This window comes from Mesorhizobium sp. M1312 (assembly GCF_040318115.1).
GTDB lineage: Bacteria > Pseudomonadota > Alphaproteobacteria > Rhizobiales > Rhizobiaceae > Mesorhizobium.
The window spans coordinates 365,912-381,388 of the sequence record NZ_JAMYLQ010000003.1 but is presented as its reverse complement, the minus strand read 5'-3'; the positions used below and the strand labels follow the sequence as shown (position 1 = coordinate 381,388).

General features: G+C 57.6%; 13 protein-coding genes. 4 read left to right on the top strand and 9 right to left on the bottom strand.

Annotation, left to right across the window (positions count from 1 at the left end):
• Positions 1 to 275: 275 nt before the first annotated feature.
• Positions 276 to 476 carry a hypothetical protein gene (locus tag NKH36_RS06965; RefSeq protein WP_352960907.1) on the bottom strand — a complete coding sequence of 67 codons (201 nt, stop codon included), beginning with the start codon at positions 474 to 476 and terminating at the stop codon, positions 276 to 278.
• Between the two features lie 74 nt (positions 477 to 550).
• A complete protein-coding gene (locus tag NKH36_RS06960; protein ID WP_352960905.1) occupies positions 551 to 1,180 on the bottom strand; it encodes a TIR domain-containing protein in 630 nt (209 codons plus the stop codon).
• A 985-nt stretch (positions 1,181 to 2,165) separates the two neighbouring features.
• On the opposite strand from NKH36_RS06960, the gene NKH36_RS06955 reads away from it, so the two are divergent.
• The 3 genes from NKH36_RS06955 to NKH36_RS34785 all read left to right on the top strand — a co-directional run bounded on the left by NKH36_RS06955 (position 2,166) and on the right by NKH36_RS34785 (position 3,221).
• Positions 2,166 to 2,642, top strand: coding sequence for a DUF2924 domain-containing protein (locus tag NKH36_RS06955; RefSeq protein ID WP_352960926.1), 477 nt, complete (start codon positions 2,166 to 2,168; stop codon positions 2,640 to 2,642).
• 2 nt (positions 2,643 to 2,644) lie between these two features.
• Entirely contained in the window at positions 2,645 to 2,923 is a 279-nt protein-coding gene (locus tag NKH36_RS34790) for a recombinase family protein (protein WP_502911978.1), read from the top strand.
• An 85-nt stretch (positions 2,924 to 3,008) separates the two neighbouring features.
• A complete protein-coding gene (locus NKH36_RS34785) occupies positions 3,009 to 3,221 on the top strand; it encodes a recombinase family protein (RefSeq protein WP_502911976.1) in 213 nt (70 codons plus the stop codon).
• A 1,825-nt stretch (positions 3,222 to 5,046) separates the two neighbouring features.
• On the opposite strand, the gene NKH36_RS06945 is transcribed toward NKH36_RS34785, so the two are convergent.
• Positions 5,047 to 5,817 (bottom strand): Crp/Fnr family transcriptional regulator, encoded by a 771-nt coding sequence (locus NKH36_RS06945; RefSeq protein WP_352960903.1) that lies wholly within the window; start codon positions 5,815 to 5,817, stop codon positions 5,047 to 5,049.
• A gap of 413 nt (positions 5,818 to 6,230) precedes the next feature.
• On the opposite strand from NKH36_RS06945, the gene NKH36_RS06940 reads away from it, so the two are divergent.
• Positions 6,231 to 7,598: an undecaprenyl-phosphate glucose phosphotransferase gene (locus NKH36_RS06940; RefSeq protein ID WP_352960901.1), complete on the top strand. Its 1,368-nt coding sequence runs from the start codon at positions 6,231 to 6,233 to the stop codon at positions 7,596 to 7,598.
• Positions 7,599 to 7,948: 350 nt separating this feature from the next.
• Here NKH36_RS06940 and NKH36_RS06935 read toward each other — a convergent pair whose 3' ends face one another.
• From NKH36_RS06935 to NKH36_RS06910, 6 genes are all read right to left on the bottom strand, one after another.
• Entirely contained in the window at positions 7,949 to 8,452 is a 504-nt protein-coding gene (locus tag NKH36_RS06935; RefSeq protein ID WP_352960899.1) for a glycosyltransferase, read from the bottom strand.
• Positions 8,404 to 8,964 (bottom strand): glycosyltransferase family protein, encoded by a 561-nt coding sequence (locus NKH36_RS06930; protein WP_352960897.1) that lies wholly within the window; start codon positions 8,962 to 8,964, stop codon positions 8,404 to 8,406. The genes NKH36_RS06935 and NKH36_RS06930 overlap by 49 nt, the downstream gene beginning before the upstream one ends.
• Before the next feature lie 388 nt (positions 8,965 to 9,352).
• Positions 9,353 to 10,501, bottom strand: coding sequence for an acyl-CoA dehydrogenase family protein (locus tag NKH36_RS06925; protein WP_352960896.1), 1,149 nt, complete (start codon positions 10,499 to 10,501; stop codon positions 9,353 to 9,355).
• Entirely contained in the window at positions 10,501 to 12,063 is a 1,563-nt protein-coding gene (locus NKH36_RS06920; protein WP_352960894.1) for an amino acid adenylation domain-containing protein, read from the bottom strand. The genes NKH36_RS06925 and NKH36_RS06920 overlap by 1 nt, the downstream gene beginning before the upstream one ends.
• 8 nt (positions 12,064 to 12,071) lie before the next feature.
• On the bottom strand, positions 12,072 to 12,332 hold the full coding sequence (locus NKH36_RS06915; protein ID WP_352960892.1) for an acyl carrier protein: 261 nt from the start codon (positions 12,330 to 12,332) through the stop codon (positions 12,072 to 12,074).
• Entirely contained in the window at positions 12,329 to 14,905 is a 2,577-nt protein-coding gene (locus NKH36_RS06910) for an SGNH/GDSL hydrolase family protein (protein ID WP_352960890.1), read from the bottom strand. Before NKH36_RS06910 ends, NKH36_RS06915 begins: the two co-directional genes overlap by 4 nt.
• Positions 14,906 to 15,477: the final 572 nt, after the last annotated feature.

The following is a 15,477-nucleotide window of genomic DNA, read 5'->3' as shown; positions in this document are numbered from 1 at the left end:
CTGACGTCGCGACAGGCCCTCCTGCTCAACCGACGCTACCACCCGCGTGCGAAGATCCATCGAGTAAGGCTTGCCCATCCATGCCAGCCTCCTGACCCAGCCAGCAGGTTGAATCAGATTTGCTCGCCTTTGGGAATCCCCTTTCGATTCAGACTCAATTCATCCCGCTCTAGCGAGAACAGCGCCCATAAGCTCCGGCAAGGCCGCTGGTGGCTTGTCCCGTGGTGGGCGAAGGAGATGCCGAACGCCTGATTTCAGGCGTTCGCGATCGACTTTCAGCGCGCCAGCCGCTCTGCGATCACCTCCGCGCGCTGGCGATCGTCGTTTCCGTCCAGGATGGCCAAATCCGCCGGATCGGCGCGCAGGTAGACACCGGACGTCCGCGCGTTCACGCCCTCGGGCAAATCCGAACGGGTCGTAAAATACCCGGCGGCGCGATCGACGGACTCCAGCAGGATCTCTCCCGTTCCGTACAATTGCGGTGCGTTCGGGTCGCGGGGCCGTTCTCCGTTCCAGTCGTAGAATACGCCGGCAGGCTCCTTCCTCTCCTTCAGGGCTTTCGCTCCAGTATCTGGCGGACAGAGTGCCGTTCCTCCTGCCATGAGCGGCCACGCAGCTCCAGCGTACCGTCGAGGGCTCGCGAGATGCGCAGGAGGCATACGGCGGAAGGCTCCCGAGGGCCGCGCGCTGACAGGGAGAATTGCCACCACAGGCCCTCAATGCGTGCGACGCGGCCCTCGCTGTCGATCGCCTTTCGAAGCTTCTGGTTGATGGTCCTCATCTCGGCAGCGTTTGTCGCTTCGCCGCGTCGTACGCACGTCAATCCGAGGAGATCGTTCGGAAGCTTCGAACCGCTCGCATGCAGTATGAAGGTTCGGGGCAAGCCGAGGACGCTGCTGAAAAGGCCGCTTCGAAGACGACATTGTCGCGCGGAGAAGCCTGGCCGGAACCAGCGGGAGGGGAAGCGGGCAGGCTGGCCGTCGTCCACGCGGGCAAACACGAACGCCGCGAAGTCCACCTCACGCGTAAGCTCGAGGAGACGGGTCAGCGGGGTCGTGCCCGGATTGAAGGATGTCGTCCAGGGATCGACATGCGCGACGTCTTCGAGGCCGCGCGTCAGCGCCTGCACCAGCTTCATCTGCGCTCCCGACGAGCCAAGGAAAATGCGGGGCTTGTTCATCTATTCCCTCACTACAGCAGGTCGTACCACCGCGTCGCCGCTGCCTGAATGCGCAAGACACGCACGGAAACGATCCCCGCCCGCGGCCGATCTATAGGGTACTTGTGGAGAGCAGCCACCGAGAGAACTGCACTTGCGTGCGCGTTCAGCGTTAGGCTGTCGCGACCTGAAATGACCTGCCGAGGTGGAAGGAGCTCCGCTAGTTGGCGACGGCTCGCAAGAGCTAGTGCCGATTTGAACCGCCGAGGACCTTTGCAGCTACCCGCCGCACACGCAGCTTATGCCCGCACCATTGAAGGTCCGGCTACAGCAGACAAAGCGGCCCTAAGTTCCGTGTTGAGGGAGGTCCGCCTATGGCGCAACCACGACCAATAGCTTCGCGCTGCCGATGTCCGCTTTCGAGTAACAGCGAAATTGCTTCGAGTGACCAAGATGGGCGCAAAGCGGCCATTCTATCCTGGGAGTGGGACTGAACTTCCTTGCCAAAGGAAGCATTCGTGGTGCTATAGCAAAGAGTGAAAACAGAAAACTGCGTTCGATCGTCCAACATCCCCCAACTTCGAGCGGGTCTGTAGATACCACTCTGTTGGACATGGAACCCGCACTTAGAACGCTTGCGGGCGTCGTGGCGGCTCTCAAGACGTTCGGGGAGTCAGCTGATCCGCTAGAGCCTATGGCAATTTCACTCCTGGCCCGATGCGGCCGAGACGCTGTAGATACTCTTACTGCTCATTGGCAGTCTTTGCGTCGGCAGCGAGACTAACTCTCATTTCTCGATCTGAGATTTGTCTCTAACCACTGCAAATATGTTCGGCCGGCCGAGCCCCTTCACCCAGGCGCCCTTCCTGCAACCAGTCCGTCCTGAAACAATCGAAAATTCTAGCGACATCGAGTGGATTTCATCCCAGAACGAAGCATTGGTAGGTGCAGCGCCGCAGAATAACAGGCGCAGGGAACCGCTCAACAGAATCTCCAGCCCGCTGAGATAGCGGGCTGGAGTCAGTACAGGCGCCGGAAACTCACAGCGGCCTGGACAAAGGCCTATGGCTGCCCGCCGCCCAAAGGGGTCAAACGTGGGTTGCCTGAACGGTCGGCCGCCTGGCATCTCCAGGCCAAGCGCTTGGGTGGCTTGCCTTTGACCGTCAAGAAAGCTCTCGGGACAGGCAACGCGCGTCGAAGCAACGTGAATGCTATCCAACTAAGCAATGCTGGGCCGGGTCTCCAGGACGGAGTTCAATCACTCCGGCCAGCGCTATCCGACAGGGCATTGCAGCCGTCGCCACGATCTCTTCCGCCAAATGTCGGCTCCCGCCTTATGCGAGGGTGGAATGGTCGGATGCACGTTGTCGAAGTGGTCAACAACGGCTTCGTGCTTGACGGCAAAACATACGGATCGCTGTCGGCTGTCGCCCGCCGCATCACCGGCGCCGATTGGTCTGGTCCGAGGTTCTTTGGGCTATGACGATGACCCCTCGCCTCAACTGTGCCATCTACACCCGCAAATCGACCGAAGAGGGCTTGGAGCAGGAATTCAATTCGCTCGATGCACAACGCGAAGCCTGTGCAGCCTTCATCGCATCGCAAGTAGGTCTTGGCTGGAAGCTGGTGCCAGATCACTACGACGACGACGGCATTTCGGGCGGCACGATGGAGCGCCCTGCCCTGCAGCGTCTCCTGCAGCACATCCGGGACAAAAAAAACGAATGGTTGTTTACAAGATCGACCGCCTCACCCGATCGCTGATGGATTTCTCCAAGATCGTCGAGATCTTCGATGCCAGTTCCGTCTCGTTGTCTAGGTCACCCAGCAGTTCAACACCACGACCTCAATGGGCAGACTTACCCTCAACGTACTTTTGTCCTTTGCTCAGTTCGAGCGAGAGGTCACAGCCGAGCGTATCCGCGACAAGATCGCCGCGTCGAAGAAGAAAGGCATGTGGATGGGCGGCGTCGTGCCGCTGGGCTATCGCGTCGAGAATCGTAAGCTGGTGGTTCTGAAGCGCAAACAGTCGAACACCTGTTCGCCCGCTATCTCACCCTGAAGTATACGGGATCTTGTCGACGAGTTGCGAGTGACGGGCTCTCGACACGGTCGCGACGACGTAAGGACGGATCAGTTGCCGTCACCATGCCGTTTGGTCGCGGCAACCTTTACCACCTTCTTTCTGGTGAGCACGAGCCGATCGTTACGTCGACCACGTTCGAAGAGGCCCAGACACTTACGCCTCTCAGGCACCGCGGCGGCGAAGCCAGGCCAATATCACGCAACCTCATCTGCTCACCGGTCTGCTCTTTGATGAAGCGGGCGAGAAACTACGATCGGTCCATGCCAACAAGCAAGGCGTCCGATACCGATACTATGTTTCAAAGCAATTCGCCGACCGGCGGCGAAACGGGTTCGAGGGCTGGCGTCTTCCCGCCCAGGCTGTGGAGTCGGCTGTTGAGAATCGCCTGAATCGGATTCTCAGCGATCATGCTCAACTGTCTGATTGGATTCGGCAATGGGTCGACGCTGGCGAAATCCAGTCGGCGATGCGGCGAGCCGGCGAGATGCGGTCGTCCTGGGCATCAGGCACTGCGGACGCGAAGCGATCTCTGCTTCAGAAGTTTTCGCAGGATCACCCTCAAGCCGGGGTCATTCATTATCGAACTGGATCGCCACTCGCTATCGGAATTGCTTCTGGACAGGGTTCTGCCACCCGGCGATGGCGCGCACGTAACTTCCATCGAATGTCCAATCGGCACGAAGCGGCGCGGCGTCAAAACGCGGATCGTGCTTACAGACGGATCTAACAGCAGCCGAGAACCCGATGGTGGCTTGATCGACCTTTTGCGTCGAGCCCACTTGTACCTAGACCAACTTACGGACGGAGCCCACCGCAGCCTCACCGACGTTGCCATGCTCAACGGCACCGATACGTCCGAGTTAGCCGCCTCCTACCCTTCGCTTTCCTCGCCCCGAAAATTGCGGCCAGCATTGTTGCAGGTGATCAACCTGTCGAACTATCGGCGCATAGGCTCTCACGGATATCGGACTTGCCCCATGCCTGGACCAGCCAAGCTACGCCCCTGGGGTTCTGACACAATCCGGCGTGCATCTGGCGGATCAGCCAACCATCGCTTTGCCAAACACTTGGCTACGGAATTCGCCCGACAGAGACGGATGGCCAAAAGTCAGGTATCTTGGGCGCTCACTACGACGTCTCAGCCAAGTGTTGTCAGCTACACGGTGCTAACCCACGGATATGTCGAGTCTATTCTGAAACGCGTGAAAAACCCGAAAATCGGGTGGAGTGAATGGTGGTGCTGGCGGTCCACCGCGAACCAGTCTCTGCTCGATTTTCCCTGATAACCGCCAGAAAACAGCGAATTTGGGATGTTTGAGCCCTCGAATGGGATTTTTCGCACGAAATCCTTACAGAGATTCAGCGCCTTAGTGTGTAGTTCCCTACGCCTGCCAACAGGGAATTTTTCTGGCGCCTGCAGGGATTTTTCTGACTGCAATCTAACGGTTGTAAGACGTCTCGTTCTCAGACGAATTCTTCATGCACGATTTGCCTTCCTGCGCGCCTTCAGGCAGCCAACATCAGGTGATCCGGCAAAACGCGCGTGCAGGCGTGGCAGTCTGAACGCTGGGTGCGCCACGCCGCCGCGGCCGCGTCGAGGTCACAATGGTTTCCGACTCAGAATCCTCCGCTCTCAATTAACCCAATTCTGTCTCATTGGCGCTGACGCCGGAGACGCCGCTGGTTCGACACCTAACTTATCTTCCCCGTGCCCGAGACGGTGAGAAGGCGCATATGTCCGGTGCGGCGACTTACGACGCCGACGAGAAGGACTTTACCGAGGGATGCGAGGACGACCGGTTCATTGTCTCCCCGGAGCATGCCATGGAGATGCCCGAGCACGTGAGATATGCATCGTTGAACGATCAAAGGCGATCTCGCCAAGAGCAACAGACTCTAACGCGGCGCGATTGAGGATCGTCAGCGAGCCGTGGTCGTATTGGGTCAGATACTGCCGTTCCCATTCTCTCAGGCAACGATTCACTTTCGCTCGAGAAGCCGGGACCATTGCCGCGAGGTCGGTCTGCGAAATGTGGATGCTCAGAGCTCTATCCACGGTAGCCATGCTGCGCAGCCTCTCTGTCAATCGCAAGACCGTGCTCGCCAATCGAGTGGATAGGGCACTGGCCGCACTGTGGATCACTCGCTCTTGCGCGTCGTGCGTTGCTTCGCACAAATACGGGATCACCTTTAGTGCGAGATCGGGGTGTTTGTCGAAGATCCTAGCCATGAGAGCTACTTCGATTTGCAGCAATTCGCTGTCCACAACTGAAGCAGCGTTCATATTACTGCATCGCGTGATGAACAATCTAGTCAGGTCGAAAGTGTCACCAGGTCCAAGATCGGAAAAGATGAATTCTCGACCTTCCGACAGGGGAGCACTAAGCCGAACTTTTCCTTGAATTATGTAGTAAATATAACTTGGTATATCACCAACGTGAGTTACAATTTTATTCTTCGGAACCCTTCGTAGAGTGGCCACTTTCGCCAGTTCACTTAGAATATCTTGCCCAAATTGCCGAAATAAGCGTATTTTACCGAGCTGTTTGACCCGAACCTCAACGCCACTCACTGCCATGGCTCCTGCCCCCCTGATAGGGTAAAGCGCCCCGGTCCCTAAAGCGTTGCCTTGACTACCTGTTAGAACGAGTCCGATTCCGGGCCGTTCTCGCGCAAACGCGCTAAGCCAGAAATGTTAGCACATTAGCTACCACGAAAATAGTCACCCCTCTGTGCCCGGAGTAACAGCGACATGTCTCTGAGAGAGTTTAAATCTCTCTGAGAGAGTTTAAATCAAATCTGACCGACTGGAAGCCGTTGGGAGAACCCCTCCTTATGGGATGGCGTGTGCCATGACCCAAGAAGGAGAAGGGATGCAACAGGATTCGGGGGTTCGTCTCTATGCGGCATGCACCAACCGAGGCGTCGCGTGCACTCTGGAAGCGGAGCGTAGAGCCGCTACGGCTTCCCGTGGGAGCAGTTTGCGTGTTTCTCGCAACTGCTGATTTCCTCCTTGGACAGACAATACTTCTTGCGTCAATTGAGTTCTACCATAGGGCCTTCGGCGTGAGGCCGCCAGATATCTGGGATTCGATCTGCCTAAGTGTTACCGCCGGCCTGTTGCTGGTCGCATTCATGACCGCCAGGGGCGCCTACACGGTTAGTGGCATCCTGGACGACCACTGCAGGATCAAAACACTCTTTGGCGGCTGGCTGTTTGTTTTCTTTTCAATTCTCTGGCTCGCCTTTCTCACGAAGACGACGTCGACGTTCTCGCGCGGCTCCTTGACGCTGGCGTTTGCGGTCGGATTCCCAATCCTGCTGCCTGGCCACGCGGTTCTAGCGCGTGGGCTGAAACGGCTTCTGGCGGCTGAGAAACTCGTGTTGCGCACAGTTTATCTGTTTTACTCTGGCGTTCCTGGAAAGGAACAGGGGATAATTAATAAGCTTGGGCAACAGGGCATCGCGGTTTGGGGTGTTTCGAACATCGAGAACGATGATGGCACGATCGCAGCACGATCGGTGCATGCCGCCGTCGCAGCTGCACAGGCTGCGTTCCGTAGTGGCTCGTATGGGGCAGTTTATCTCTTTTGCTCTTGGGACCAGCGGAAGTTGATCGAACGCATCCTGGAGGAAATGTCCCGCCTCCCGCTGCCGATTTATCTTTTCGCCGACGCCTACATAGATAGAATTCTGGCTGGAAGCCCGCTGCACACCGGCTGGCAGCGAGCCTTCGAAGTCCAGCGTGTGCCGTTGAGGCCTGCCGAACGCCTGCTCAAGCGGTTGTTCGACATTGCTGTTGCATCCCTGCTACTGCTGTTCCTGTGTCCGTTGATGGCCTTGGTCGCATGTGCCATAGCGCTCGAGAGCGGTGGCCCTGTGCTGTTCCGGCAGATGCGACGAGGTTTTGGTGGTAAGCCGTTCAATATTTACAAATTCCGATCGATGACGGTGCAGGAGAATGGTACACAAATTCGCCAGGCTCAGCGTAATGATGCGCGGGTTACCCGACTTGGCCGAATATTGCGCCGGTCAAACATCGACGAGCTGCCGCAATTATTCAACGTGCTTCGGGGGGAGATGTCCCTGGTTGGGCCCCGACCTCACGCCGTCGCTCATGACGACACCTATACTTTGACCATTGCGAGCTATGCTTATCGCCATCATGTAAAACCCGGTCTAACAGGCTGGGCACAGATAAACGGCTTTCGAGGGGAAACGAAGGAACTCTGGAGGATGGAAAAACGCGTTGAGCACGACCTCTGGTATATAAAATCCTGGAGCATGCTTCTCGACATTAAGATAATTTGGAAAACTGCTCTACTGATGTTTGCGGATCGCAACGCTTATTGATGTATACCAGCTTCTCAAGAAGCTGAGTGGATATATGTAGTCCATCCTCCGACCGATTGAACGGATAATTTTGATTCTGATGCTTCGGGCGATCCCGCCGCAATCGGGTTCGCGCCCGTTCAGTCGCCGGACAGTGGCGCATTTCGCAGGCTAAATTTGGCTCAAATGCGAATATCAACGCGACGCGGGGAGATGGTCGGAGCAACACATGACGGAACCTCAGCAAAAAACCGGGGGCGGTCGGATCTTGCCATTCAACGGTTCAGGACGGACCACGGGCTCATTGCGGCGAACGGAAAGCAGGCTTGCTTGGCGGCGCAGCCGCCTTCAACACGAGAAATTGTGCAGTCCTATGAGCTTCCGCTCGACGGCATCCGGCTCTTGATTTCCTCTAGAATGTTGGTTGCGCGTGCGATGCGGCTGTACCTGGCCAGAAAGTCTGCCTTCGCCTGCTGACCAATCTGATCCCGAAGCGCGTTGTTTTCGCGCAGGCGCTGAAGAGCTTTGACCCAGTCGGACGCATTGTCTGGCGACACCAGAACGCTGTTGACGCTATCCCTCAAAACTTCTCGTATAACCGACAGGTCGGAGGACACTATGGGTTTGCCATGCGCCATATATTCGAAGAGCTTGAGCGGCGACATTCCCTCGGCGATATTTCGATCGCCGCCCTGGCCCTCTACATTTCTAAGATAGGGCGCGAGCACAACGTCCATTTCGGCCAGGTAGGCACATGTCGCGGCGTGAGGAACGTAGCCGTGAAACACTGTGTTCGGGCATTTGGCCAGCTTCGATGTCCAATACTCTATATCGCCTGGTGTTCCCCGACGATATGAAATGTCGCCCAGCCGCATCGAGGAGCAATAGCGCTTATTATCTCCATGCCTTTTCCCTTATACAGATGTCCGACATAACCAACCTTGAACGTGCCGCTGAGGCTGCATGGCTCGACATTCGGCGGAACAGGATCCGCGCCATTGGGCGCGATGAGAAATTTTCCCGCATGTTGAGGAAAGAGGCGGATGCTGTCGTCCCGCAGACGTTGCGACGTGACGACCAGCATACGGAATGCATCTAGGCCTATTACTTTGGCAAGGCGCTGACGCTGACGTCTGCTCAAACTGCCAATCGGGTCGTGAAGCTCAAAAACGGTCGTGAACCCGAAAAGTCCGGCAGAAACAAGCGCTACAGTAGCCGAGCGTGTAAAGACGACATGCGGCCGCAGCCAGACCGCAGCAAGAAGCGCCAACACAGCAAAAAAAGCTCCCGGCCGGCACAGGCCAAAAGGGTATAGGGAGAACGCGGAATGGGAACTCGGTTCCGAATCCGTATTCGCGCGCGATCTTTTCATAATGATCCCGTTCATGGAGGCGCGTGGGAGCGCTAGCAGGACCTCCGCTCCGGCAACCCGAAATGCGTGGCACATCTTCGCGACTTGTACCGCATTGGCGGCCGGCGCCGGGACGTGCGCAGAATGTATATAGAGAAGCCGCATCCACAAAGCCTATCTTTCACGCGTCGCGGCTGGTCTGGCTCTTCGCCTCTGAGCCGCAAGTTCGGAGACCACGGGCCGGGCAGACGCACCCAAGTCGAACGACAAAAGCCCCCTCCGCCACGGTGGCTCCTTGGGTTGCGATAGTACCACCCTGCGGTTGCCTCACCAAAATCGAGCGTCGCCCTTTTTCGCGAACGGAGGGCAGGCCCAGCGACAGCACACGCCGCCCTTCACGGACAGATTCTGACCACAGCCGTCATCAAAGCCCCAGCCAGCCAGCAATAATGTTGCGCTGTATCTCAGAAGTTCCGGAATAGAGTTTGCTGCCGATGGCATCACGCACGGCACGTTCGACGTCGAATTCACTCAAGAAACCATAGCCGCCGAAGACCTGGACGACATCGAGCGTAGTGCGGACTAGCGATTCGCTCACAAAGAGCTTCGAAACGGCGGCGTCGAGGGATACGGACTGGGAGCGCTCAAGGCCCCATGCCGCCTTGTAGACGAGCAATCGGGCCGCCTCCACCTGCATCTTCATGTCGGCAATCTTATGGGCGACCGCCTGGTGCTTGGAGATGGCCTGGCCGGACTGACGCCGGGTGCGCGTATAGGTCACTGCCTTTTCCAGAAGCCGCTCCATCGTGCCTACATGACTGGCGAATAGGCACGCCCGCTCCCAGTCCATGCTATGAGCGAACAGCCTGGAGCCGCCGCCCACTCCACCGAGAACAGCGTCCTTCGAAACAAATACGTCCTCGAAGACAAGCTCCCCGATCGGAGACGTCCGCAGTCCCATTTTTTCGAACTTTTGCGCGACCAGATAGCCGGGCAGCGCGCGGTCCACGAGGAAACTCGTGATGCCGCCGAAATACCCCTTGGCGCGGTCAGTGACAGCAAAGACGACGGCAACATCCGCCACCGGCCCGTTGCTCACGAAGGTCTTCGTGCCGTTGATTAGAAAGCCGTCGCCATGAGGCTCCGCCCGGGTTTGCATCGCAAATGCATCGGAGCCCGACTCCGGTTCGCTCATCGCATTGGCTGCAATCAAAGTGCCATCACAGAGCCCCGGAAGATATCGATTCTTCTGCTCTTCAGTGCCGAACTTCCAAATCGGCACCACGCAGGCCAGAAGGTGGGCGCAGATCGAGAAGACCAAGCCGGAATCCTCGCAGCCATAGCCAAGCGCGTCGATTGCAATGGCCGTGGACAGGGAATTGAGACCGGGTCCCCCGTAGGCCTGGGGGACTGGCAGGCCGGTCAGGCCCATCTGCGCGCAAGCCCCCCACAACTCGCGCTGGAACACTTGGTCTCGGTCGCGCTGCCTGACATTTTTATTGAGCTTATCTTGCGCGAAGCGAAGGATCTGGCCACGCAGGATACGCTGCTCCTCGTTCAGCGCGAAATCCACTACTCCATCCTCATCAGATGCTGGTAGTCGATTTTATCTGTCGATGTCTTGGGAAGTAACTGCTGATGCGAGAACCAGTCCGGGGCCATGTAGGCCGGCAAGTTGTGGGCGCAGAACCGCTTCAGCTCGATGAGCGACAGCGCATGGCCGTCGCGCGAGGCATAGAACACCTTTATGGAGACGCCCGACTCCTCCGAGCGAGCGATCGCCGCCACCTCGGAGATCGCTGGATGGCGATAGAGCGCCGTCTCGATCTCGCCGAGTTCGATCCGATATCCCCGTCTCTTCACCATCCGGTCGCGTCGACCGCGGAAGGTGTAGACTCCGCCCTCGCCTTCGATCACTACATCGCCAGTACGGTACCAGCGACCGCTTGAATCGACATGAAAAGCGGCGCTTGTTCGCTCAGGCATGTTCCAATAGCCCAGCATCACGGGAGCACCGCTGATTGCGAGCTCGCCTTCCTGGCCTCGCGGCACGTTGCGACCATTCGCATCGATCACGCGTGCCTTAACATGCGAGCAGGCGCGCCCGATCGGAAACGGCGCCGTGCGGTCTTCGGCGATCGTCTGCGGGATTTCGTAGTAGGTACAGACGTTGGTTTCGGTTGGGCCATAAAGATTCAGGTAGCGTGCGCGTGGGACCTCAGCCTTCAGCCTGCGCAGATGCTTGACCGGAAAAACCTCGCCGGCAAATAGAATGAACCGAAGAGCGTGGTCGTCGCGAGCATCAAGGCTGCCGTGCTCGACCAGAAGCGTGAGTACGGAGGGCGTGGAATACCAGACGGTCAACCGCCGCTCGGCGATAACCGACGCCATCCGGGTTGGATTCTTGCCGAGCTCCTCACCGATGAGGAATACGGTCGCGCCGTGCTTCAGCGGTACGAAGATGTCGAGGATAGACAGGTCGAAGTGGAAAGGCGCATGGGAGGAGAAGCGGTCATTCTCGTCAGGGGCGAGGATCTCGGAGCACCAGTCCACGTAGCTCGAGCCATTACGATGCGTCAGCATCACGCCCTTCGGCTGGCCGGTCGAGCCCGAAGTGTAGAGCACGTAAGCGAGGTTGTCCGGCCCCGGCCGCGCCGATTCGTCCTCCACCGCCAAGCCGCCGGCCTCTACGCGAGCCAGGTACGTCGCGAGCGGTGAGGGACCGTCAGACCAGTCGAGCGGTAAGAGACAAGGTTCCGCAGCCAAGCGCGCCAACTCACAGTGCAAAGTTTCGGCTCGAGACGCCTCCACGAAAATCGCGCGCACGCCGCAGTCGTTAAATATGAACGCGTTACGCGCAGGCGGTGCCAGAGAGTCGACGGGCACATAGGCCGCGCCCACCTTCAAGATGCCGAACAGAACAGCGAGCGAGGCGATCGATTTTGGAAGGCAAATACCGACGCGGTCCGCCGGCCGGACGCCGATCCGACGCAGATGGTCGCGGACTTGGTCCGACAGCGCGTCGAGCTCGCCGTAGGTGATCTGCCGCCCAGAGCTCACCTCGACAGCGGCGCACGTCTGGGGATACCGCCTCGCGCTCTGTTCCAGATACTCGTGTAAGGCAGCGACCGTCATGGCGGGCTCTATCTGGACGCCTGCTTCGACTGAACGAAATTGGCAATTTGGGCGATAGAGTTCAGGTTCTCCGGCACGAGTTCGTCAGGGGCGATTTCGATACCGCAGGATTTTTCCAGGTAGGCAACGAGCTTAAGCGTCGCCAGCGAGTCGAGAATGCCGTCAGTTATCAGCTCCGTTGAATCCGTCAGATTCTCCGGCCTTTCGCCAGGCAGGAATTCCTTCAATATGAAGTCCCTGGCCATCGTCCTGATCTGGATCGCGTTCATTGTTCCTCCTTTTGCGGAGCAACCACAAGGTTCAGGGGAATTAGATCCCGGTGTTGCTGCAGCACCTCGTAAAGCTTGTCGGCGATGAGCCGATGGCCGGCGGCGTTTGGGTGATCGTCCCAAGGTGCTACAAGAAGGGTCCGCCAGTCGTGCCCGTCATACACGTTCGAAAGATCGAGAACGTTGAATCCAGCCTCGGAAGCGATGCGCCTCTCCAGCTCGGGACTGGTCCTCTCGTCTGGTCTGGGTAGATAGATCCAAAAGACCCCGACACCTTCTCGCTTCGCAGCTTCCACGATTCGAGAATAGATTGCACGCAGAAGTCTGTCTCCGTAGGGCGTGAGCTTTCTTTGAAGCACCTCGAGGTCGGCGCTGGGATCGATCCCGCTCTCGCGTACAATGTCGCTCACGAAGTCGTAGCGATATGCGGAGCCATTCTGGATTGCTGTCGCGAGACGCTTTAGCATTCGTGGAATAAGCGCGGTGTGCTCGAAGTAAAAAATGTACTGTGGTTTGAATGCGAGCACCCGATCCTCGGTGATGGCCAGAACGTCCAGGGGAACATAGCCCCCGACGGCGAAGTTCAGCACCTCGTAATCTCGATACCCGCTGTCGGCCGCCTGCTCATTCAGCCGCCGCTCCAACAAGCCCTCGAAAATCTCTTCATCCGCGACTCCCTCGCCGAAAACGTGCGAAGAGCCGACGATTGCAATTCGTAGGGTGCCGGGATAAGGAATCTTCTCGTAGTCCTGATCTCGCATGCCCCAGCGGTTGATATGGACCCGCTTTCCCTTATAGTCTGCTTGGGAGAGTGGACGCAGATAGATCGTGGGAAGCGCACCCGTAAACTCACTCAGCGGCGTCTTGTGTAAATTGCCCCATCCCTCGTCTCGTCGTTGGCCGTAGACAATCCACAGTTCTGGGTTAAATGCGCCGACATTGACGAGGTTCTCGTAGTACCCGCGCTCCAGGTTCGCGTTGTCGCGGCTGTTGAGGTTCGGCACTCTAATGTCGGCCATTGCGGTACTGACCGTCTCCCCGAGGCGATCGTGAACCACGGGGAGCGAGATGCAAACCGCGATTAACCCGCATACACCGACCGACGCAACCGACCGTCGGAAACTGTACTGGCGGTCGGCGCCGCCGCGCGCGAGCGCAAGCGCAGGAATGCCGATGATAGCTGCCACCGCGACCAATACGAGGGCGGGCGTCATTTTGCCAGGGACTTCCACGCCCACAGTGTCGAAGACCGAGAACCATTGCGGGACCGAGCTCGCGCTCCAAAACGACCAAAGGAGGCAGATGACGACGAATACGCCAATGGTCCGGCTCGCAGTCTGCAGCGCACCGTTCCAGCTTAGTGCCCCGCCACGCAGGCGCCGCGTGCGACCGTGCCGCATTTCATAGTGGGCGTTGATCGTCACAAGTACGGCCAGGATCATCCAGAAGAGGAAGTCGTTCCAGGTGAATACCCAGGTGCCACGTAGCCAGAACCACTGATAGTTGTGCAGCAGCCAAGTCGCGAGGAACGCGAGGAGGGTCGCGCTGACCAGCGCTACGCTCTCTCCCCAGCGTCGAAAACGAAAATACAATGGATAGTATACAATTTTCATTATGAAGTCCTTCCAGTAAATATTTATTCGACGCCAGAAATCTGTGAAACTTGAGGAAAGAAAGTACAGATTGTGGGTTTCTGGAAGGTTAAATCCAAATAAATGCAAAATTCCGGTAATTATGTGAAAAGTTCCTGAAACCTTCAGGTAAAGTAAAAATGGCCATATGATAAATTGCAAAAGCTCAATCTGACTGTGTACGTCCGCAGCATCGATCACAAACCGCTGGTACACGATACGGTAGCATATCAAATGGAAAGCGCCGCGGAACATCCACTGAATGCCCGTTTGATAGATGTAGTGCCGGTCAGCATTGTAGTAGCTGCTACGGAAAGTTCTAAAATCTACGACCGGAAAGAGCGGGAAGCACACGTTCGGCAACATGAAAAAATACGCGAGACGTTCCGAAACCGTCGCCATCCTCTGGTCGCGCCGCATTTCGTACGCATAGACAATGAGACGGAACATGAACATGGAAGCGAGCACGGGCCAGACGGCGCGCGTCCACGGGGTCGCAATCCAGTCCATTCGTGCGGCGGCGAGCCCGCAGCCGGCGCCAACCAGCGCCAGCACTCTCCATCCAAAAGCGATGGGTAGGTGGACAATTCCGATCAGTACGAGCCCAATGGCGGCGATCCAGGCGGCATCGATGAGGCCCTCAAATCTCCAGTGGTGCCAGTTGGGCCCAAGGTTCGCGAAGACTGCGGCGATAGCCGCGAACGAGAGCAGCACGAAAAACGGCAGCCGGTAACGCTGTGGCAGGAAGTAGTGCACGCACCAGCCGGCGAGGGCAACGAGCAGGACGCGGACAAGCGCAGTAGTCTCGAGCCTGAGGAGATAGACCAGCGCGATGAAGAGGGCCAGCTGGCCGGCTATGGCGAACCAAGCCAGGATGCTTCTCGACTCAGTCCCCGTAGGATCCGCCGACCAGGGAAGAGACAATGTCTTGATCCAATGCACGCTCGCGCGCCTCAAGCAGTTGCCGGCGGAGGACATCGACGAGAAGGAGCTTTGGGGCACGCGAAAGATCCGCAAGCTGTTGGTGCCCCCCTCCCATGGCTCCCATCCCTGACGGGTAAAGCGCCCGGTCCCTTAGAGCGTTGCCTTGACTTCTTTGAGTCCGGTTCCTGCGCAAACGCAGAAGTACCAGTACATACGTATATCAGAAGAAAATCGCACCGCTGTGCCCGAGGTAACAGCGAACCGTCTCTAAGACGCTTAAATCCAACAAGCTAATCTGACCGATTGGAAGCCGATTCCGAATGGGATCGATCTGCCGCGCAATCCGCGCCACGAGCCGAACGTCGATGGCAGCCGACGCTCTATCTGCGTTGTCCCTTAAAGCGTTGCCTCCACTACTTTTTTGAACGAGTCCGGTTCTGATCCGATTTCGCGCAAACGCGGTGAGGCAGAAGTATTGGTACAAGGTATACCACAAAATAATCACTCCGCTGTGCCCGGGGTAACAGCGGCAGTTCTCTGAGACGTTTAAATCCAACAAGTTAGATCTGATCGACTGGAAGCCGTTGGAA

Bases quoted from the DNA above. Each gene is read 5' to 3' on its own strand.
- NKH36_RS06960 (WP_352960905.1), bottom strand. From the start codon at position 1,180: ATGAACAAGCCCCGCATTTTCCTTGGCTCGTCGGGAGCGCAGATGAAG.
- NKH36_RS34790 (WP_502911978.1), top strand. From the start codon at position 2,645: ATGACCCCTCGCCTCAACTGTGCCATCTACACCCGCAAATCGACCGAA.
- NKH36_RS34785 (WP_502911976.1), top strand. From the start codon at position 3,009: ATGGGCAGACTTACCCTCAACGTACTTTTGTCCTTTGCTCAGTTCGAG.
- NKH36_RS06935 (WP_352960899.1), bottom strand. From the start codon at position 8,452: ATGCGGCTGGGCGACATTTCATATCGTCGGGGAACACCAGGCGATATA.
- NKH36_RS06930 (WP_352960897.1), bottom strand. From the start codon at position 8,964: ATGAACGGGATCATTATGAAAAGATCGCGCGCGAATACGGATTCGGAA.
- NKH36_RS06920 (WP_352960894.1), bottom strand. From the start codon at position 12,063: ATGACGGTCGCTGCCTTACACGAGTATCTGGAACAGAGCGCGAGGCGG.
- NKH36_RS06915 (WP_352960892.1), bottom strand. From the start codon at position 12,332: ATGAACGCGATCCAGATCAGGACGATGGCCAGGGACTTCATATTGAAG.